Annotated in this window: 12 protein-coding genes and 2 pseudogenes; 3 read left to right on the top strand and 11 right to left on the bottom strand. The window is 58.7% G+C overall.

The window, feature by feature from the left end:
- Positions 1 to 257 precede the first annotated feature (257 nt).
- The gene (uraH, locus tag JJD74_RS00670) at positions 258 to 611 is read left to right on the top strand and encodes a hydroxyisourate hydrolase (RefSeq protein WP_042558430.1); all 354 of its coding nucleotides are present in this window, start codon (positions 258 to 260) and stop codon (positions 609 to 611) included.
- 147 nt (positions 612 to 758) lie between these two features.
- Here uraH and JJD74_RS00665 read toward each other — a convergent pair whose 3' ends face one another.
- The 8 genes from JJD74_RS00665 to JJD74_RS00630 all read right to left on the bottom strand — a co-directional run bounded on the left by JJD74_RS00665 (position 759) and on the right by JJD74_RS00630 (position 17,478).
- Complete coding sequence (locus JJD74_RS00665; RefSeq protein WP_200610653.1) at positions 759 to 4,262, bottom strand: calcium-binding protein; 3,504 nt, start codon at positions 4,260 to 4,262, stop codon at positions 759 to 761.
- A 201-nt stretch (positions 4,263 to 4,463) separates the two neighbouring features.
- Positions 4,464 to 6,416, bottom strand: coding sequence for a hypothetical protein (locus JJD74_RS00660; RefSeq protein WP_200610650.1), 1,953 nt, complete (start codon positions 6,414 to 6,416; stop codon positions 4,464 to 4,466).
- Positions 6,417 to 6,535: 119 nt separating this feature from the next.
- A complete protein-coding gene (locus tag JJD74_RS00655; protein ID WP_200610647.1) occupies positions 6,536 to 8,200 on the bottom strand; it encodes a hypothetical protein in 1,665 nt (554 codons plus the stop codon).
- A 307-nt stretch (positions 8,201 to 8,507) separates the two neighbouring features.
- On the bottom strand, positions 8,508 to 12,116 hold the full coding sequence (locus tag JJD74_RS00650) for a calcium-binding protein (protein WP_234451605.1): 3,609 nt from the start codon (positions 12,114 to 12,116) through the stop codon (positions 8,508 to 8,510).
- A 117-nt stretch (positions 12,117 to 12,233) separates the two neighbouring features.
- Positions 12,234 to 13,883 carry a hypothetical protein gene (locus JJD74_RS00645; protein ID WP_200610642.1) on the bottom strand — a complete coding sequence of 550 codons (1,650 nt, stop codon included), beginning with the start codon at positions 13,881 to 13,883 and terminating at the stop codon, positions 12,234 to 12,236.
- Positions 13,884 to 14,644: 761 nt separating this feature from the next.
- Entirely contained in the window at positions 14,645 to 15,277 is a 633-nt protein-coding gene (locus JJD74_RS00640; RefSeq protein WP_042558435.1) for a LysE family translocator, read from the bottom strand.
- Between the two features lie 87 nt (positions 15,278 to 15,364).
- The gene (locus tag JJD74_RS00635) at positions 15,365 to 16,714 is read right to left on the bottom strand and encodes an NCS2 family permease (RefSeq protein ID WP_042558436.1); all 1,350 of its coding nucleotides are present in this window, start codon (positions 16,712 to 16,714) and stop codon (positions 15,365 to 15,367) included.
- Positions 16,715 to 17,031: 317 nt separating this feature from the next.
- Positions 17,032 to 17,478 carry a MarR family winged helix-turn-helix transcriptional regulator gene (locus JJD74_RS00630; RefSeq protein ID WP_042558437.1) on the bottom strand — a complete coding sequence of 149 codons (447 nt, stop codon included), beginning with the start codon at positions 17,476 to 17,478 and terminating at the stop codon, positions 17,032 to 17,034.
- Between the two features lie 82 nt (positions 17,479 to 17,560).
- On the opposite strand from JJD74_RS00630, the gene JJD74_RS00625 reads away from it, so the two are divergent.
- The gene (locus tag JJD74_RS00625) at positions 17,561 to 18,727 is read left to right on the top strand and encodes an aminotransferase-like domain-containing protein (protein ID WP_200610639.1); all 1,167 of its coding nucleotides are present in this window, start codon (positions 17,561 to 17,563) and stop codon (positions 18,725 to 18,727) included.
- 166 nt (positions 18,728 to 18,893) lie between these two features.
- Here JJD74_RS00625 and JJD74_RS00620 read toward each other — a convergent pair whose 3' ends face one another.
- From JJD74_RS00620 to JJD74_RS30715, 3 genes and pseudogenes are all read right to left on the bottom strand, one after another.
- A complete protein-coding gene (locus tag JJD74_RS00620; protein ID WP_115148227.1) occupies positions 18,894 to 19,265 on the bottom strand; it encodes a glutathione S-transferase N-terminal domain-containing protein in 372 nt (123 codons plus the stop codon).
- Between the two features lie 103 nt (positions 19,266 to 19,368).
- Positions 19,369 to 19,914: a GTP cyclohydrolase I FolE gene (gene folE / locus JJD74_RS00615; RefSeq protein ID WP_010456659.1), complete on the bottom strand. Its 546-nt coding sequence runs from the start codon at positions 19,912 to 19,914 to the stop codon at positions 19,369 to 19,371.
- Positions 19,915 to 19,936: 22 nt separating this feature from the next.
- A pseudogene (locus JJD74_RS30715) lies at positions 19,937 to 20,179 on the bottom strand (site-specific integrase); the annotation flags it as partial.
- Positions 20,180 to 20,294: 115 nt separating this feature from the next.
- Here JJD74_RS30715 and JJD74_RS30710 point away from each other — a divergent pair.
- A pseudogene (locus tag JJD74_RS30710) lies at positions 20,295 to 20,421 on the top strand (glycoside hydrolase family 19 protein); the annotation flags it as partial.
- Between the last annotated feature and the right edge of the window lie 155 nt (positions 20,422 to 20,576).

Here is a 20,576-nt window from a genome sequence, read left to right as displayed (position 1 = left end):
AGAAACCTGCCTGACTAGTCAGTTAATGGATGTAAGGTGCAATGTTCATGCGCTTGCGGGGTAGACCGGGAGAAAAGCCCCGGATGGCGGGGACGAAGCAAAAAATGTCGTTTTTATTGTGTACAATTTTTTTGAAAAGTGTCTTAATCAGTCGCTCGCCGCAGCTTTTCGTGCTCCGAATCGGTGCGGTCTCCTTTTCAACTGACTTCGGGAGGCGCGAAGTCTGACTGCTCCATGCAGGCAGGCGCGCAGAATCAATGGGACGTTTGACTACACACGTTTTGGACGCTGCACACGGTTGCCCGGGCAGCTCGATCAAGGTCGAGTTATACCGCGTTGAAGGTTCGCAGCTGGAATTGGTCGCCAGCGCGACAACCAACAGCGATGGCCGGGTCGATGCGCCGCTGTTGCAGGGCGATGACTACCGTACCGGGGTTTATCAGGTTCAGTTCCACGCTGGCGATTACTACCGCGCCCGTGGTGTGCAACTGCCGGAGCCGGCGTTTCTGGATGTGGTAGTGCTGCGGTTCGGCATCTCTGCCGAACAGGATCACTACCACGTTCCATTGCTGATCTCACCTTACAGCTACTCCACGTATCGGGGCAGCTGACCCCCAAGCGGCTGCCCCTGCCGGGAAGCGACTGCGCATATAGCTTCTTTGGTCTTTCGCCCGCTCACACTGCGGGCTTTTTTTCGTCTGCGAATCGGCCTGCCATGTTCGGTCGCGCGCGCTCAAGGCTCAGACCGGGCAAAGCGCTCATGCCTTCGCCAGTTGGTGCTCGCAGCGGTTGAGCACAAGCAAATCTGAATAGCTGATGTCGCGAGACGGGTCGCTGCTCAAGGTCCATTTGCGTTGCGCCAGGTTGTACTTCAAGTGGCCTGCGCTGCCATCGGCCATGATCATGTGGCTGACGCGCATTTCCTTGTCGGCAATTCCGGCGAATGCCTCCGGCCAGGGTGATTGGTCATCTTTGGGCGGCTCGAAATATCTCCCGTCCAGACCACCGGGATACACCATGTCAAAGATCAGGTCGACGGTATAAATAATCCCGTGGGCGTCGATGACGAAGATCTGGTCCACGAGGTCTTCGCCGCTGTATTCGGGCACATGAATGGTGGTTGAGCCCAGATACAAGCGCGTTCCAAGCAACTCGATGGTGAACTTGCCGAGCTCCCGGGCATCGAGCTCCCACGTGGATGAATAGTCCAGCCTGTGGACGGCATTCGCGAGGCCACCGGGAGTGGACAGGCGGAATATCATTTTTTCGCACAGATGCACCAGGTAGGTTCCCCCGTTGCCCTCGATGCTGGTGATACGCGATTGACCAGGAATGTAGGTCAACAGGCTGCAAGAGTTTCTGTCACCGAGTTCATAAGGTGCCTGTTCAGGCAGCCGGAAGAAGTAGGTGTCGGGTTTCATCTTCAATGGCAGGGCAACGGGCGCCAAGGAGCGCGAGTTGCGTGCGAGACGATACAAGTCTGTTCTCGGCGCCGCAGCCATCTCCTTGGTCAGGGTGACGGTATGAACCTTGCCGTCCCTGAAGACGAGAGAGTAGCCATGGTTGATCTGGTTATTCACGATCTTCTGCAGCGCGTCTTCCAGCGTCATGGCCTTGTGAGTGGCAAACTTGCTGATCTCCAGAACTTTATCTTCGAAATGGAAATAGTAACTGCAGGTGATGTTGATCTTGTCACTCGGCGATGAATGTTCCCAGTCGATCTCTGTGTCGAAAAAGATGTTCACCGAGGTCAATTCACTACTGTCGAAATCGAGAAATATACGCGAACCGTAAAGGGCCGCGCTTTGGCCGGAAATGATTGAACTGTGCCGGGTATGACGCTGGACGTAATAATCGGTGAATGTATTGGCCGGGACATTGTGGGCTAACCGTGCATCGAGAATGGTGACAGGTTCCTGCCCACCTTCACGGGTGACGATTGCCTTGATCTCAACGGATGTGGCTTCAGTAATTTGTTCAGGCAGATCGGGTTTGAGGTGGAACCTGTCCCGAGTGACAACGGTAATTCTGTTATTGATCAACACTCGCACGCCATCCGTCTGTCGGTACACATCGTGGATGTACAGCTTGCTGCGACGAGCGTCATCAAAGTCGAACTTCAATGTGATCTCGAGCGTGGTTTTGACGATTCGCCATGTTTCGATGAGATCCATTCTCCAGTCGAGCACGATCGCGCTTTCTTCAACACCGTCTTCTGTAATTGACAGGTTGTTGGCGGTTTGCGGGAGGTTGTAGATATCCTGTCCCGACCCGCCGAAGGCTGCGGCGCCTTCCTTGTGCAGATGGATCGTGTCGTCACCGTCGCCTGCGTGGATCGTATCCTTGCCTCGCGACACAATTATATCGGCGTCCTTAGAGCCGGTAACGATCGTCGTGCCGTTGCTCAGTGTATGAATCTCGTTGATACGCTCCAGCAGCGCATTGAAGGAGTACCTGTTGCCCTCTTCGGACGCGGCATCCGGGGTGAAGACATGCAAGGTCCCGGCGGACAGGTCCAGGTCATAGCCGCGACCGCCAGCCTGCGATGTCTGCGTACCGTCGAACTCCAGCGAATTGCGACCGCCACCCCCTCTGAGGATGGAATGCCGGGTATCGTCGGGGTCAGAGTTGTCGAGCACCTGGGCCGCGTTCTGCATAATGAACCGGTCATTCTCGGCGCCCCCGGTGAGGACTTTCTTTCCGTTCGTGAAGTAGAAGACATTGGGTTTGTTTTCCACGCCTGTGACCGTGTCATTCCCGCCGCCCAGCAGCCATAAAATGTTTTTGCCGTTGTCGGCGCTGCCCAGTTCGGCGCCGGGTGTTTGCGTGGTGACGCCATCCCGCGCGTCTATCAGATCGTCTGCATCGCTGAGGTGCGGGATGTAGACGATTTTCGAGGTTTTCAGACCCCACTGTGTGACGTACTCGCGCCGGGGAAGCAGCGTGACCTCGAATGCACCGTTAACCACCGCCTCCGTGGTGTCTTTCATGGTCTCGTCGAGGTATTTCCTGGCCGTTGTTTTCAATTGGCGAGCATGTTCGGCCCGAGCCTTGGCGCTTTCATAGCGATTGAGAATGTCCTGGTCGGGCTCCATGAATACGAACTTGAACCAGCCGGTACGCCAGCGCTCCTCCAGTGTGAGTTCAATGTAGTCATCGATGTCATCGACCAGGCGCACCGCGCCGTAGATCTGCGCGCCGATGGCCATCATCGCGCCGGCAGCCAGGCCAACCGGGCCGGCGAACGAAAATCCGGCCATGGCCGCGGACCCCAGGACTACCGTCATCGCGGCACTGGCAATGTTCAAACCGGCGCCTACATAGTGGTCTGCCGCTTCTTTTCCGGATCGAGCCTCGGCAGCCTTCAACTCCCTCACCGCACTCATGATGTCGAAAGGCAAGGTCAGTGCCCCCCCGACGATCCCGCCGGTGCGCGACCATCTGAGTCCGGCCCGGGTTTTGGCGAAGTCCTTGAAAGCATTGTTGCCGGCTTCGATCATGCCCTTGCCGATGCGCGTCGTGGCCACGTCGAAAGCGATCGAAGCACCTTCCGTCACCACCCCCAGGCCATTGAAAATGGCCTCGCCGCCATTGTTGACCTGGAGGGCGTCGTGGACTCCGCGCAGGCCCATCAATATGCCGAACAGTTGCAGGCCGACGCTCGCGCCGAGGGTGCCGTATTGTCTGATCAGCGCCCAGCGGGGGTAGTTGGCCTTGCCGTCACTGATCAGGCGCAGATCGATCTTCTGGGCTGCATTCAAAAGCTGGATGGTTTTTTTGCGATAGCCACTTTCGTCCAGCGGTGGATTGGCTTCTTCCTTGATGATCGCAAGCGCATCGGCGGGGCGTGCGATCGCCATTTCGTAGAGAAAGGTTGGAAGCAGGTAGTTGTCGCCGAAGGAGGTGAGCTTGATGCGTTTTTCGATTTCGCTGTAATTGAATTGCAGCGAATTGATGAAAGAGCGGCGGGGGTTACGAAACAGCGTGTTATCGCCCGTCAGCGGTTCGCCGTTAACCGTGGCGCCGAGGGCATCGAGTGATCTTCGTGTGATCGAGTAGGCGCCAATTTTCATCGGACCGAATAAAGCGTCGAGGTCTTTTAATTGATTGGGCTTGCGTTGGGTATGGGATGTCTCGTTGTCAGTGGCGTTGTCACGGTCAAAATCAATCGTTGATTCCGTATAGGGGTTGGCATGATCGCCAAGCTCTGTAACAACCACAGCATCCTGCATTGGAAACGGATGTTTCACGGGGCCAGTCATTTGAACTTCCTTGTTCAGTTGCGTTGAATGTGCGCCGCCATGCTAATTGCAAGTTTTTCAGGTGTATATCGGCGGGAAGTTACCGTCCATTGCGGCAAACTGCTGTCGGGTATTTATTAAAAGGCATGCCAATTGGAGCAGCATAAGGCTGCTCCAGTTATCTCTGATTCAGTGTTTACCAAGCTTGTTTAAGTGAGGGAGTCAACTTTCACGCACGATATAGAGCGCGGGCGACATACCCGTCAGTTCAATGCCACCCACCAGGTAGATGATTTTCATCTCGCTGACTAGCGTAAGCAGCCTCAGGTACGCCGTCTCGCCCACTACGGCGCGAAATTGCGGGTTGGCAATCTCGAACCCCGGCAGCGTGGCACGGTGCAACAGGTTGTGCGGATCATCCGGAATTTTCAGCACAAACACGGCATCGAGTCCTTCACGGTGAAACACCACGGCGTTCTCGTTGAGTGCCCGACTGCTGGCATACAAGCTGTAGCCATTGTGCTGCAGGACGGTTTTGAACAGGGTCTGCAAGCTGGCGCTGTCAGGGGCCGCCAGATAGGCGCTCCACTCAGGCAGGCGCGAGGGGTCAAAGTTCAGGCGCTGGAACTCGTCGGCAGTGCGGGTCGGGAGTTGGATCCTCCAGTGAGGTGCGGTTGCGCCAAATGTGGTGGGCAGCGTTGGCAGCATCATCAGTGGATCGCTCAGATCGCGACGGGGTGAAAAGGTTTTGGCCCTGTCGCTCCAATGCCGGAAAGTCTGATTGAGTCGCGCCAGTCCGTTGCCGTCAATTGCCCTTTGATAGGCTGCCCGGCCAAATACTTCCCTGGCAATGGCGCTCGCCGAGTCGGGCGCCATGTAATTGAACGAGTTGGCGACTTGCTGCGTCAGCGGTGTCGCGAACGGCATGCGATTTTCCATCACGGCCCAGCCACTCTCGCGCTTGACGGCCCATATCGGTTGTAGCGCAGGTTCTTCCACCAGCATTCGCTCAAATGCGTCAAAACGACTTGGCGCAAATCGTGGGTTTTGCAGATAGACCAGACGTGGATTGGCCTGCAGCGGCTGCGGCACGATCGGATAATGAAGCCCGGCTATTTCTATTGAGGCATCCGCCGGTTTTTGCGGTTTGCCCCAGTTGCGCCAGTAGCCGGTGGACAGGTTCAATGCGCCGCTGGCATCGAGCAACAGACGGTCAGCGAACAGGTCCGTATCCGGGGTGAGTCGCTCTTCAGCCTCCAGCCGGGGACGCTTGCTCGGGCCCGGTTCCGGCGAGTCAGGCCTGACAGCGCGCTGATCGACGTCTGGCCGCGAGTGCGCCTGTTCGGCTGTCGTCGCCCGGGGAATTTCTCGCCAGAGTCGGGTGCCTGGAATCTGTTCGACCAGCGGCCCCGAGGGCGTGCGCTCTCCCGCATGGCATTGTTGATAGATTCCATCGGAATTTCTGCGCACCTGCACCGTGTTGCTCAGGTTTGAATCTGCCGGTTGCGGGTCTTGCATGTCGACGTACGTACGTTTTTTTCGGTCAAAGCGAAGTCCCAGATTCGAGTCGTCCGGGTGGGTCAACGTCTCAGCCATTTGCCGCGAAAGGAACAGCGGCGTGGCAGGCCTGGCAGGCGCGCCAGCCGAGGGCGATGAGTCAGAGGGTGGGGCGCGCATCCAGTCTGGAGCCTCAATGCGCCACAGCGCCTGCCCGTCGATTCTTCTGAGCGTCGGGCCGGGCAAATGCGGGGTGGCGAGTAAAGGCACCTGGTACTCGCCGGCCGCGTTGCGTTCTGCCAGAAAGTAGGTGCCTTCGCCAAGGTGGGCATACGTTCTTGCGTCCTCGCTCGTGAACAGCCCCGGTTCGTTGTCAATGGTGCGCAACGTTGCCACCTGCTCCGGGCGCAGCGTAATCATGGCCATGGCTGCCGCCACTCGCTCGGGCGTTGCCCCAGGGAGCGGATTGACGACAACGGCGCTTTCCCGAGGGGTTTCACTGGCGGTGGCTTCGACCGCGTGCTCATCGGTGCCGGGTGCGCGGGTTTGCCTGCTTGATCCCGGCCCGCTCACGGCTGCAATGGCATCGGGGCCTTGCGCGGCAGTCGAGCGGGTGGGCAACGTGGAGCCGTCCGGGGAGGTCGAAGAAGAGGGGATTTTGCGTGGAGGTTTGGCCATGGTTATGTACCGCTGATGATTGAAATCCCATCATCTTCGAAGCGGTTTTTTCACTGGCGGTATCTATATATCGTCCTCAAAAATCGTCACGTCTGCGCCTCCCCGTGTCAGGGCTGACGTCACGCCTCTCTGATGATGAACACACAGTAGCGGCCCAGTCCGTCACTGAGGACACCGCCCTGCAACCAGACGATTCTGTCCTCCGTCCTGGCTTGCATAAGGGCGGTATAGGCGGGGTCGCCAATCCTTGCCCGCAGATGCGGGTCAGCGAATTCCGCTTCCGGGGAATGGCCCAGCGCAAAAGCGTTGCCGGTGACTTGTCCCACCTTCATGAAATAGACCTTGTCCCGGTTGCTGCCCTGGAAAACCAGCGACGACCAATCCTGAAAGCGGGTGAAGGGCGCCACTTCGTAGCCGCAGCGTCTGAGCACCCCGCTGACCAGCAACCTGAGGCCGGCAAACGTCGAATTGCTGCGGTATTTGGTCCACTCCTCGTGGAAACGCAGCGGGTCGAATGTCAGGCGTTGCAGCGGGCCGTCCACCTCGGGCGGCAGCAGGACGGTGGTTCGGCCACCAATTTGCGCCCGTGGCGCCACTGGCAGCATGTCCACCGGATCAGCGAACGACGAAGCCGCACCCAGTGGCTTGCGCCGCCATTGATCGGTTATCCACTGCAGCTTCAACAGACCGGCGGAGGTGATCGTGCGCGAGTTGTCGGCACGCTCGAACAACATTCTGGCGACGGCTCGGGCAGTGATATCGGAAAACTCGCTGAACATGTCCCTGACCGATTGCGTCAGGGGCTGGGTGAACGATGTCTCGCCGACGCGTACCTTCAATGGCGTATCGGTGCTACGCCAGATCGGCACGGGTTGAAGGGCCGGCGCCTCGCGCAGCATGCGCTCGAACGTCTCGAAATGGCTCGGCGAAAAATCAGGATGGCTGAGAAAGTACACGCGTGTGGCGTCGTTCGTCTGGTTGCCTACCGGCACGATAGGGTAGTGGCGGCCGTTGATGGCAATGGATTCACCGGTTTCCGGCTTGTTTTCCTTGCCCCAGTTTATCCATTGTTCATTCGCCAGCGGCTGTGGCTGTTCTGATCCGTGGGGGCGCATGCCCGGTTGAGCAATGGCGTCAACGCTGGCGCCATCAGTACTGGCCGAATGTTGATTCGATGCCTGACCCTCTTCAGCGCTCAGAACGAACCGCCAGATTTTCTGCCCCGCCATTTGCTCCACCATCGGGCCCGTCGGGATGAAGCGGTCAGCGGATTTCTGTTGATAGCTTCCATCCGGATGACGATGAATCATGATGGTGCCTTCGAGTGTATCGACATAGGGCCGGTTGGCAGCGTCGTAACGCAAGCCCTGCGCCGAGTGTTCGCGGGAGGTCAGGGTGGCCGCCAGAAATGGCGGTATGAACCCGAGAGGCTTGGGCCGGGCGTCGTTGCGCGCCACATCTGGGTCGGGTACCGGCTGCGAAGGCAGCCAATCGGCATGCCAGCGGGCTTCACCTTCGAGTTTTCTGAAACTCAATTCTGCGCCCGGCCGCGTCACCAAAGGACTTCGATATTCGCCATTTGCGCGGCGCTCGACCCACATGTAATCGCGGTCGCCGACGAACGCGTAAATCTGCCCGTCGAAACCTTCGAACAGGCCACTGTCGCTCGACACGGGTCGCAGCTCATGGATTTTGTCCTTCGGCCAGTTAGTGGCGCTGATGGCGCCCAGCGTTCGGGCGCGCGACGGGTCCGCAATGGCCGTAACGACGACGGCCGATTGCACGTTCGCTCCGCCAGAAGAGGTAGAAGTCGGCGGTGCGGAGGATGTCGAACTGTGGGCATGAGCGGCGCCCACGACGTGAGAGATTGTGATCGGAGCGGGGATTACTTCCGCACCCGCAACCGGCCTTGAGGCTGGAGATGTGGGCGGTGTCGTGGTTACGCTGGTTTTCCTGGGCGGCTTGGCCATAGGTATCTTCCTGAATAAAGGGGGGAGCCATCAGATGGCGAGGCGGTCGGTTTTACGGTGTCATGCGCGCCGCTGGACAAACCGCGCGCCGGGCACCGGTTTTCAACGCACTGCCTGAAGGTCAGAGCAGCGCCAGGCAATGTTGCTTCAGCGCCATCAGTTGCTCGGCGGTCACCGGCGGGTCGGCCTGAAGGGCGAACTGCAGTAAATCCTGGCAAACCTCAAGCTGGTGGTCGCAACGGTTCAAGACCTGCATCTGGGGGAACGCGAGCTTGTGCAGCGGCTCGTCTGACGTTGCCCAACTGCGGTCGCGCGGATCAAAAATCGGCTGGGCCAGAGCGTTTTCCCGGACCACGGCATTTTGTACCGCCAGGTGTCGCGCTCGCGCAGGGGTCGCCGCTAACGCGTTGGCGTAGTCGAATTCGGGATCGAAGTAGCGCGCATCAATGTGCTTGACGGAGATCGTTTCGAACTCGATGTAGACGCTGTGCACGATCCCCCCGCGGGTGATGACGTGCACCTGGTCAATCAGGTCGTCTGGCTGGCTGTATTGCGGCAGATGAACAATGACGTCGCCGATGCGCAGCAGATGATCGGCGAGGCTGATCTCGACTGCGCCCAGTTGCGTCGCGTCGAGCTCCCATACCGATGAATAAGGCAACTGCGCCGGGGCGTCGGCCAGTGCGCCGGGGGTCGAGATACGCAACGTTATATTGCGCGTCAGGTGCACGAGGTAGGTGGATCCCTCGCCGACCAGGTGCTCGATTGCGCGTTGCCGCGGCAGGCTTTTCAACCCGATGCAGACGTTGCTGGCGCGCAGCTGATGCCCGGGATTGTCTGCAGGCCGATAAAAAGGGTAGGTGCCGGCGCATGGCTTGAGGGGAAGCGCGACGCTGGTTTTCCAGGCGTTGGAGGTGCTGTTGCGAAACGTTTCGTTGGCGAAAAAATCGTCGGCCATGGGCGGTTGTTCGAGCCGCCATGACACGCCGTCGTTCATGACCAGAATGATCGGCTGATTCACCGCCAGGGCCGGTCGAGTCAAGCGCTCCCCGATGGCGATAGTGCCGACACTGTGAGAACTGGCGAGGTTCTTGATGAGCAATTCATGTTGGCCGAAGCGCAGGGACAGGCCGCATTCGGTATACATGATGCGGTCGAACGCCAGCTCGCGTTTGATCGTGGCGTTGTAGTACGCCTCGATGCTGGAGATTTCCTGGCTGGCGTAATCCAGGTAGACCATGCTCAGGGCTTTCGGTGAGTGCTCGGTAATGCGCAGCGTGGTGAGGCGTTCGCCTCGGGGAATGTAGTAACGCTCAAGCTTTTTCCGCGGATCCGTCTGTTCATCTTCGTAGACAATCACCGGGCCGGCTGCGCTGCCCGGTCGGATGATCGTCACCTGCAGAGTGATCGGCCCTGGGGTGTCGAGCGTGGCGGGCAGGTCCGGTACCAGGTGGAAACCATCGCGGGTGATGAACAGCAATTTCGCATTTTGCAGCACGCGTTGCTCGCCGCGCTGTTGGTAGACATCCTTGATCCTGACGATTCGACTAAGGTCGTCATCCAGATCAAACCGCGAGGTGATGACCAGGTGTGCGCCTTCCAGCGTCCAGCTGACAATCAGTTCCTTGCGCCAGTCCAGACCGATGATGCTGTCTTGCGCGCCATCCTCGATGATCGACACATGACCGGCCACGTGAGCAATGCTGTAGGTATCGCTGCCGGCTCCTCCGTGCACTGTGGCATGAGCGCCGAACACATCGATGCGGTCATCGCCCTCGGCGGCGTGGATATCGTCGTCTCCCCACGCCTGGATAATGTTGGCTGCTTGCGTGGCGATGACTTCATTGCTGGCGCCGGCAAGGGTTGTCACATTCTCGATGCTGGTCAGGGACGTGTGCGGCTCGAGTTTTCGCTGATGGGTGGAATCGTCGAGGCTGATCACCGACATCAGCCCTGCCTTGAGGTCTACGTGGTAGCCCAGCCTGCCTGCGCCTGGTTCGGCAATGGCATCGGCCAATGACAATGTGTCGTTGCCCTCACCACCGTCGAGTGCCGATAGCCGACCCTGCGCCGAGGCGTTCTTGAGTTGATTGGCCGCGTCTTTGAACACGAACTGATCGCCGCTGTTGCCCCCGGTCAGCTTCTTGGTGCCGCTCCTGTAATGAAACACGTTGGGTTTGTGTTCGACGCCGCGGATGTCGTCGTCACCGCCCCCGATAAACCACAACACGCCCTTGTGCTCGCCGGCAGTGCCGAGTGACGCCCCCGGGGTTTGCTCATTCACCCCGCCACGGGCGTCCAGCGTGTCATCGGTGTCCTGAATTTGCACACGGCTGACCGTGGCGTCTTCCATGGTTTCCCGCGACCAGTTGTAGAAGCGGATTTGCACCGGGTTTGATTCCGCGACAAAGCCGCCATCGACCACGGCTTCAATCTGCTCTTTGAGCGTTCCGTCGAGCAGTCGTCGCGCGGTGGTTTGCAGCAACCTCGCGTGCTCAGCCGTTGCCTTGGCCAGGTCATAACGATTCTGCACTGCGGTGTCGGGGTCGACGCCCCAGAAGGCAAACCAGCCGGTGCGCAGTCGCTCATGGGTGGTCAGTTCGATGTAGTCATCAATGTCATCCACGGCGCGCACTCCGGCCCACACGCGGGCACCGGCCACCAGAAACAGCCCGGCCAGGAGACCCACCGGGCCTGCCGCGGAGAAACCTGCCAACGCCGCGAAGCCCAGCAGCACGGTCATGGCGGCGCTGGTGACGCTCAGGCCGGCCTCGACGTAGTGGTCAACCGCTTGCTTGCCGGTGGCCTTGGACGCTGCATCAAAAGCGTCGACGGCGGCGATGATGTCGAAGGGCAGGGTCAGGACGCTGGCGAGCAATCCGGCCGAGCGTCCGAGCCGTACGCCGATCCGCGTGTGGGCGAAGCCTTTGCAGGCGCTACGACTGGCCTGAATCATCAGCGTTGCTTTTTTGGCCACGGACACTTCAACCACCATTGAAGCCAGCTCACCGGCGACGCTGGCACCGTTGAATATCGTCTCGTATTCATTCTTGTTGCGGATGGCGTCATGCAAGCCACGCAGACCGCTGTAGACGCCAAATGACTGCAGCCCCATGCCCATGCTGGCCATGCCCGCACTCTTCGCGTGATTGACCCAGCCGGACAGGCGTCCGGGCGCTTGTCCGGCCAGTTGTGTGTCGCCGATATCGAGCCGTTGCGCAGCGTTCAACAGCTTGCCTAGCGCATGGCGGTATTTGCGCGGATCGGCGAGTGACGGATCGGTTTCCCTGAGCATCGCCGGGGCAGTCAGGGGGCGCATGCTCGCCAGTTCGAACAGCAGCGAGGGCAGCAAATAATCGTCTGCGCCTGTGGTCAATTTCATCTGCGCTTCGATGGCTATCGGGTCTAACTGCAGCTGGTTCAAGAAGGATTGCTTCGGCTCTCGGAAAAAAGTGTTTTTTCCGTTCAGCTGTTCTCCGAGCAAGGTGGCGCCCAGAGCGTCGAGGGATGTCCGGGTGACGGAATAAGGGCCGATTTGTAGCGGGCCGAAGAGCTCGTCGACGATGCGCAACTGCGAGGCTTTGCTGTTGCGCCTGACGTGCGCAGGCGTGCTCTCGGTGGCGCTGATGTCGAGTGTCGACGGCGTTTTCTGATTGGCGCGCAGGCCAATGTCGGTGACGACGACGGCGTCATCCAGATGGATATTCGTGGAAGACTGAGTGCTAGGCAATTTGAGCATCCTTGTTCATTTTTGCTGGCTGTTGATCGGTCGGTAAAAAAGCGGCAGAGCGGGCGCGCAGCCTTGCAGCGCAGGGGCACGCTGCCAGGCTGGCGTCGCTTACGGATTTCAGCGCTCTCGGATAATGAACACGGACTCAGGCTTCGACCTGACGTTGAGCACGCCGCCCAGCAGCCAGATCAGCTGATTCTTCGCGTGGGCCGCCTGTACTGCGGCATACGCTGGCTGGCCAATGCTGGCGGGCAGGGCCGGGTCCAGCAGTTCGGTGCCGGCCTGGGTATGAAGGGCAATGGCATTCCCCTCGACCACCCCCAGTTTCAAGATGAACACGTCATCGCTGGCTGGACCGCGAAACACCAGCGTGGGCCGTTGATGGTGAGGCGTCAGCGGGAAGACGTCATAACCGGCGCGCACCAGCAGGCCACCGGTCAACTGCTTCAAGGCCTGGTTGGAAAGGGTCCTGAGGTAGTAACTCCAGTCTTCGGGAAAACGCTGCGGATCAAAGGTCAGGCTATGCAGTGGCGCGTCCGGCGCGGCGGTCAGCGGTAGCAAGGTTCGCCCGTTATGTTCGACACGCGGGGCCTCTCGCAACATGAGCATGGGATCGCCGAGTGGCGGCACGCCGGAGGTAGCTCGCCAGTTCCACTGCGTCAGTACCTGATAAATATGGTGCAGGCCGGTGGAAGTGATTTGCGCGGAATTGTCAGCGCGTTCGAACAGAGTTTTGGCGACCGTCTGTGCCGTCCCCTCGGAAAAATCTGTGAAGCGCTCGGCGACTGATTGCGACAAGGGTTTGTGGAAAAGCTTCTGCGCCGGTCGCACTTCCAGCGGGTCGTTGCTGTAGCGGTAGATGGCTGCCGGCTGGAGGGCCGGCGTCTCTCGCATCACGCGTTCGAATTCGTCGAATCGGCTGATTGGAGATTCGGGGTTTTGCAAAAAAATCATTCGGGGCAAGCGATCGGCAGCCGAGCCTGGTGGCACGATCGCGTAGTCAAATCCGCCCAGCTTTGTGGACGGGCCTGGAGGCGGGCCGTCGTAATGTCCCCACTGCATCCAGTAATAAGGACTTTCAACGGTCTCTCGGGACACTCGCGGTGCGGTGTCCAAGCCTTCAGCCGGTCCGGATGGCTCGGCACTCTCCTCCAGCCGGGGACGTTTGGCCGGGCGGGTGCCGGTGTCTGTATCGGTGTCGGGCGACTCGTGGATATACAGTCGCGGGCTCTGCGGGGACGATTGCCGTTCGGGGATTCGCCGCCAAAGATCCGTGCCGGGGATGCGCTCCACCGACGGGCCCGAGGCTAACCGCTCGTTGAAGTCGCTGGCCTGATATTCACCGTCGCTGTTCTTGCGGATCAGCACCGTACCTTCGTCCGCAATATCTGCGTAGGTCCTGCCGGTTTTGTCGTAACGAAGGCCATCCTGCGGCCGTGCGGGCTCCAGCAGTTTCGCCAGTTCGGGGGATAGAAATTCGAACGCTGGCGCAATTTCGCGAGGCGGTGTCTGCGCGGCTTTTCTTACCCAGCCAGGACGCTCGATGCGCCAATACGGTTCACCGTCGATCCTGGCCAGAATCGGCCCTGGCACGCCGGGCACGAAGGGGAAGGGCACCTGATATTCGCCTTGGCTGTTGCGCTCGACCATTGTCTTGCCCAGGCCTTTCAAGTCGGCAAACAGGGTGCCGTCGTTGCTGGTGAACAACCCTGAATTGCCTCTGAATGGAACCAGTTCGTCGAGGCGCTCTTTCGGCCAGGTGATCATGTTGATCGCCGATTCGACGGTGAGGGTCGCAGCTCGCGCAGGCGATCCCGGAATGTCCGTGATGATGACCGCTGAAGAGTGTGGTGTTTCAATCAGAGTGTCAGGGCTGGCGCGTCGGGCAGCATCAGCATCGGGAGTATTGATAGATAAGTCCGCAACCTGATTGTGAGCGCGGGTAGCGGCGTTTGAACTGTTCGCCGCTTTACTTGCGCTGGAAGTATTGTCGATGTTTGAGGTATTGATTTTTTTCGTAGGCTTTAACATTTATACACTTCGGGTTTAATAATTAATGTTGGTTGATAAACAGGTTTGTAGTGTTTGGCGCGCAGGGCGACCACGACACATCGCAACGGGCGTGCGTCGGGCGCTATGCGGTTTGGTAGCGGCGATCGGTCGGGCTGCGCTGGAATACAGGCCGGCCGAGAGCGCTAGGGACAGAGGAATAGGGGCGAGCAAATGTCGGCGGCCAAACAAGCGTTGGTTGCCGGGATTTCGGAGTCGGTTTTAATCGTGCGGATGTGTAGACGCTGGGCCATATAGAACTTCCTTGTTCTGGCGTTGATGGTCAGTTGCGCGGCTATATTAGAGAGGGAGTTTGATGGGTGTATATCGAAGTGTTGTTGCCTGGTGTTGCGAATTGCGCGGGATGAAATGATGTAACTTTTTAAACTGATTTAGTTTGATTCATTCACGGTTGTCACTGCTGCAATCCGTGCACACGGATCAACAGCAGTGCCAAACCCGTCACCCGATTGCCGTTCTCAGGAATGGCTGCCAAGCAGGGACGCCGCGCCCGCTCCGCCAAACAATCCTGCGCTGATCCGGTTGAACCAGCTCTGTCCCTTGCCGCTGCGCAGGTATCGAGCTGCACCGTGGGCACTCAATCCGTAGGCCAATTTGCACAGCAGATCCAGCACCGTCCAGGTCGCGATCATGACCAGCAGTTGCGGGAGAAACGCTTGCTCGGCGCTGAGGAACTGCGGGAGGAAGGCGGCAAAGAACAGAATGTCTTTCGGGTTGCTGGCGCCCAGTACGAAGGCGCGACCGAACAAGGCGCGGAATCTGGGAACCGGCGCGGCTTGCGGCACTTCGGTGGCCACCGAGGGCTGACGCGATTGCTGCCAGCTCTGCCAGGCGAGGTAGAACAGATAGATCGCGCCGACGATTTTCAGCGCGCTGAAAAGTTTTTCCGATGCCAGCAGCAGGGCGCCCAGACCCAGCGCAGAAGCACTGAGCAAACAGATCGAGGCAAACACGCCGCCGAGAAACGCCGGGTAGGAACGACGCAAACCGTAATTCAGGCTGTTGCTGATCATCAGCAACGACAGTGGCCCCGGAATAAGGATCACCACCAGCGCCGCGCCGCTGAACAGCAGCCAGGTTTCCAGACTCATCATTTGCTCCTTTTTGTTGTATTCACGAATGTGCAAAAGCCCCACCCGCGAGGGTGAGGCCGTTTTGAAGCCTGAACCGCGTGCCGCTTACAGGAAGATGAACTTGGCGAAGAAGATCGCGCAGAGCACCCACAGGCTGACGGAGATTTCCTTGAACTTGCCGGTGCCGGCCTTCAGCGCCACATAGGTGATGAAGCCCAGCGCGATACCGTCGGCGACCGAAAACGTCAGCGGCATCATGATCGCGGTGACGATGGCCGGAATGGCATCGGTGGCTTCGTCCCACTCGATGTGGGCCATGCTGCCCATCATCAGCATTGCAACGTAGATCAGTGCACCAGCGGTGGCGTAGGCGGGAATCATGCCGGCCAGCGGTGCAAAAAACATCGCCGCTATAAATAGCACACCTACGGTGACGGCGGTAAGACCAGTCCGACCACCAGCGGCCACGCCAGCGGCACTTTCCACATAACTGGTGACGGGCGGAACACCCACCACTGCGCCGAATACACTGGAAGCACTGTCGGCTTTCATGGCACGGGAGAGGTTTTCGATGCGGCCGTCAGCGTTCACCAGATTGGCACGCTGGGCAACACCCATCAGGGTGCCGGCGGTGTCAAACATGTGCACGAAGAGGAAAGCGAGGACCACGCTGATCATACTGACGTTGAATACACCGGCCACATTCATCGCCATCCAGGTCGGTGCCAGGCTTGGCGGGGCGGACATGATGCCTTGATAGTGCACAAGGCCCAGACCCCAGCCGGCCAAGGTGACGGTGATGATGCTGATGAGGATCGCGCCAAATACGCGGTGGTAGCTGAGAATTGCGATCATCAGGAAGCAGACCGCGGCGAGCAGTGGGCCAGCTTCATGCAGGGAGCCCAGTTTGAGCAGAGTCGCCGGGCTATCGACAACGATGCCAGCGGTTTTTAAACCGATCAGCCCGAGAAACAAACCGACACCGGCGCCCATCGCGTGGCGCAGGCTGACCGGAATGCTGTTGAGCAGCCATTCGCGAATCCGCGAGAAGGTCAGAATCATGAACAACACACCCGAGACAAACACCGCACCGAGGGCGGTTTCCCAGTTGTAGCCCATGGTGCCGACCACGGTGTAAGTGAAAAACGCGTTGAGGCCCATGCCCGGTGCCAGGCCCACTGGCCAGTTGGCATACAGGCCCATCAGCAGGCAGCCCAGTGCAGCGGCGATACAGGTGGCGACGAAGGCTGCACCGTGGTCAATCCCGGCATCGGCCATGATGTTGGGGTTGACGAAGATGATGTAAGCCATGGTGATGAAGGTTGTCAGACCGGCAATCAGCTCGGTCTTCACCGTGGTGCCATGCAAGCTGAGTTTAAACAGGCGCTCAAGCAAGCCATTGCGTAACGGCGGCGAGAGATCCAGCGTCGATGCTTCGGATTTGCGGCTTTCCACAGCGAGTACTCCTCAAGAGTTTTATTGTTATTTCCAGGGCCGGACCCATGAGGGGTGGCAGCGGCCCTTTGAGGCATACGCGAATTTGTTGACCATGCGGTCAGGAACTCGCACGCTGTGGATTATGCTTTTGTGTACAAATAAAGCAAATATTGTTTTTGATTTTGTTTACGAGAAGTCCGTCGATAGGGATATATCGACTTTTTCGACCTCATCGCAGGCAAGTCAGCTCTCTCAGTGTTTATTTGTGGATCTGATTTTTGTGGTCAGCTCATAACCCTGTGGGAGCTGGCTTGCCAGCGATGAGGCCAGGACAGTCAATCAAAAGCCGCCCGACTGTCCCCCAACGCCAGATTCACCGCCAACCAGCCATTCACCGCAGCCTCCCCAGCCTCGGCAAACACCCGCTCCAGCAACTTCACCTGCTCACGCCGTAACGCCTGTTCAAACTTCGCGCCTTCGGCGGTCAACGCCAGCAGGCGCTTACGCTTATCCGTCTCTGACGCGACGCTGTCCACCAGATGCATTTCCTGCAACTGGCGCAACGGCATGTTCAGCGCCTGCTTGCTCACGCCCAGCAAGGCCAGCAGTTCCTTGACGCTCAGATTCGGGTAGCGGGCGATGAAAAACACAATGCGCTGATGCACCCGTGACAAGCCTCGGCGCTCGAGCATTTCGTCAGCCTTGGCGGTGAACGCCTGATAACCGAAGAAAAACGCTTCCATGGCCTGCTGCTGACTGCTGGGGTTTTTAAGGTCAAGCATGTTGACGTACTCGCTCAAGCTGTCGTAGTTTCAGTCAACAAGTTTGACTCATTTTTCACACGCCTTGCTACCGGTGACCTCCATGGCTTTTTCCGAACGTGTCTCGCGCCTTAAAAGTTCTCTGATCCGTGAAATCCTCGCCGCAGCCCAGCGCCCGGAAGTGATGTCGTTCGCCGGCGGCCTGCCGGCAGAAGCGATGTTGCCGAAAGTCGAATGGGCCGACATGCCCCTGTCGCTCGGTCAGTACGGTATGAGCGAGGGCGAGCCAGCATTGCGTGAAGCCTTGGCGGCAGAGGCGAGGGCGTTGGGATTGGCTTGCGACGCAAGTCAGGTGCTGGTGGTCAGCGGCTCTCAGCAAACGCTGGATCTGGCGGCAAAGCTGTACATCGACAAAGGCACCGAGATTCTGCTGGAGGCGCCGACTTACCTGGCGGCATTGCAGATCTTCCAGCTGTTCGGCGCTGATTGCCTGACTGTGCAGCAGGAGGCCGACGGTCCGAACCTTGCGCAACTGCGCACTCGCCTGGAACAGCATCGTCCGGCGTTCATCTACCTGATCCCGACGTTCCAGAACCCGTCTGCCGTGCGCTACAGCGAAGCCAAACGCGCAGCGGTCGCCGCTTTGCTCGACGAATTCGGCGTGACCCTGATCGAAGACGAGCCTTACCGCGAACTGACGTTCGACGGCGGCAGCGCCAAGCCGATCGCCGCACGCCTGAAGACCTCCAGCTGGATCTACACCGGCACCGTGTCGAAAACGCTCCTGCCGGGTTTACGCGTGGGCTACCTGATCGCCAGCCCCGACCTGTTCCCGCATCTGCTCAAGCTCAAGCAATCAGCGGACCTGCACACCAATCGCATCGGCCAGTGGCAGGCGTTGCAGTGGATCGGCAGCGAGAAATATCAGCAGCATTTAAGTGAGTTGCGCGGCTTCTACCGTGAGCGTCGCGATGGCTTTCAAGCGGCGCTGCAAATGCACTTTGCCGATCTGGCCGACTGGGATGTGCCCCAGGGTGGGCTGTTTTTCTGGCTGACGTTGAAACAACCGCTGGACACGCGCACGTTGCTCAACCAAGCGTTAGCCAATGACGTGGCGTTTATGCCGGGCGAGCCGTTCTTCCCGGAGCCGGACAACCATCATGGGCATTTGCGTTTGAATTTCAGTCACATCGATCCGGCACGACTGGATGAAGGGCTGAAGCGATTGGCGGCGGTGGTGCGCCAGGCGCAGATAGAAAAAGCGGCCTGAAAAACAAATAAACCGGCTCGAGGGCCGGTTTATTTTTGTCTGAAGTTTGCGGTGTCTTAACTTGCCCCATCGCTGGCAAGCCAGCTCCCACAGTGATACGTGGCGTTCACAGAACCTGTGGGAGCTGGCTTGCCAGCGATGAGGCCATCAGCGACACCAAAATCCATCAGACCGCTGCAAACCGCTTATCCAGATAATCAATAATCACCTTGGACTCATACATCCAGGTCGTCTGCCCATTCTCTTCAATGCGCAGGCACGGCACTTTGATCCGGCCGCCCTGTTCCAGCAGCGTCTGGCGATCCTGCTCGTTGTTCTTCGCATCCTTCAACGCCACCGGCACGTTCAAACGACGCAGGGTGCGACGGGTTTTTACACAGAACGGGCAGGCGTGGAATTGGTACAGGGTCAGGTCTTTGGCAGCCGCATCGACCTGCGCCTGAGCAGCGGCAGGGCGCTGTTTCTTGCCCGGACGGGTGATGAAGTCGACGAAAATAACCAGTTGGCCGAGGCCGACACGAAGCGCTTTGACGAACACGTTGAAAGCCTCACGGTGCACTTAGAGAAAGGCGCGCAGCTTACCCGATTTTTCACGGCCGAAAAAAAACCGGCGATCAACGCCGGTTTTTTTGTGTGACGAGTTACTTGATCAGGCTGAGGAATTCGCTGCGAGTCGCTGCGTTTTCACGGAACTCACCGAGCATCACCGAAGTGATCATCGACGAATTCTGTTTCTCGACACCGCGCATCATCATGCACATGTGCTTGGCCTCGATCACCACTGCAACGCCCAGCGCGCCTGTGACTTGCTGCACCGCGTCGGCGATCTGGCGGCTGAGGTTTTCCTGAATCTGCAGGCGACGGGCGTACATGTCGACAATGCGCGCAACCTTCGACAGGCCCAGCACTTTGCCGCTCGGGATATACGCGACGTGAGCCTTGCCGATAAACGGCAGCAAGTGATGTTCGCACAGCGAGTACAACTCGATGTCCTTGACCAGCACCATTTCGCTGTTGTCGGAGCTGAAGAGGGCACCGTTGGTGACCTCTTCAAGCGTCTGTTCGTAACCGCGGCAGAGGTACTGCATGGCTTTGGCGGCACGCTTTGGCGTGTCGAGCAGGCCCTCGCGGGAGACGTCCTCGCCCAATTGGCCGAGAATCGCGGTGTAGTTCTGTTCCAGTGTCACAGGGGCTGATTCCATAAGGGTTTCAGAGGGGTACTGTTTCTGCCTGTACCAATTTTGTACCAATCAAGCTGTTTTCGAGCTTCCCGAGCTCACCCCAGTCGGTGCTGGAGTTTATCCATCGGGCGTAGGTCGATAGCAACATCTGAACGCTATGACCGAGCTGAATGGCAATGAACGCAGGGATCATACCCGCCATAAGGCACATGGTAGCGTAAGTGTGTCGGCAGTTGTATTGCCCGCTGACGCGAATGTCTAATTCGGTCAGTCCGGCCTGGAGGCTGTAGGGCGCGCTGATTTGCTCGCCGAGCGCTCGATCAATGCCTAGTGCTTCAAGGTCGGCCTTGACTCACCCGATTGGGATCGCCTTCTTCAATCCAAAAATCAACAAATACGACACCGGGAATGTTGCCGCGAAGCTGGGCAACACCTCGAAGGCGGATAGTGATAGCCAGCTATCGCGGGCGTGGTCTGATCCAGGTCACTGGGCATGACACCAGACATCAATGCGAAATTGTGAATGCTGATAACAACGCCGCCTGCGTATCCCCAAGGCAAAGATTTGATCCGATGAAAAAAAACGGCTTTCGAGCGCACGGTCAGAACCCTCGAGCAGGCTCTGGATGACGTGATGGTTAACTAATCCTTCATCTTGCCTACGGCTC

The sequence above is a fragment of the Pseudomonas sp. MF6776 genome (assembly GCF_016613125.1).
GTDB lineage: Bacteria > Pseudomonadota > Gammaproteobacteria > Pseudomonadales > Pseudomonadaceae > Aquipseudomonas > Aquipseudomonas iridis.
The sequence above is the reverse complement of the archived record's forward strand: the minus strand, read 5'-3'. Positions and strand labels throughout refer to the sequence as shown.

Coding starts and splice junctions, on each gene's coding strand:
- JJD74_RS00630 (WP_042558437.1), bottom strand. CDS start 17,478: ATGCTTGACCTTAAAAACCCCAGCAGTCAGCAGCAGGCCATGGAAGCG.
- JJD74_RS00625 (WP_200610639.1), top strand. CDS start 17,561: ATGGCTTTTTCCGAACGTGTCTCGCGCCTTAAAAGTTCTCTGATCCGT.
- JJD74_RS00660 (WP_200610650.1), bottom strand. CDS start 6,416: ATGGCCAAACCTCCACGCAAAATCCCCTCTTCTTCGACCTCCCCGGAC.
- uraH (WP_042558430.1), top strand. CDS start 258: ATGGGACGTTTGACTACACACGTTTTGGACGCTGCACACGGTTGCCCG.
- JJD74_RS00645 (WP_200610642.1), bottom strand. CDS start 13,883: ATGATCACCTGGCCGAAAGAGCGCCTCGACGAACTGGTTCCATTCAGA.
- JJD74_RS00665 (WP_200610653.1), bottom strand. CDS start 4,262: ATGACTGGCCCCGTGAAACATCCGTTTCCAATGCAGGATGCTGTGGTT.
- JJD74_RS00640 (WP_042558435.1), bottom strand. CDS start 15,277: ATGAGTCTGGAAACCTGGCTGCTGTTCAGCGGCGCGGCGCTGGTGGTG.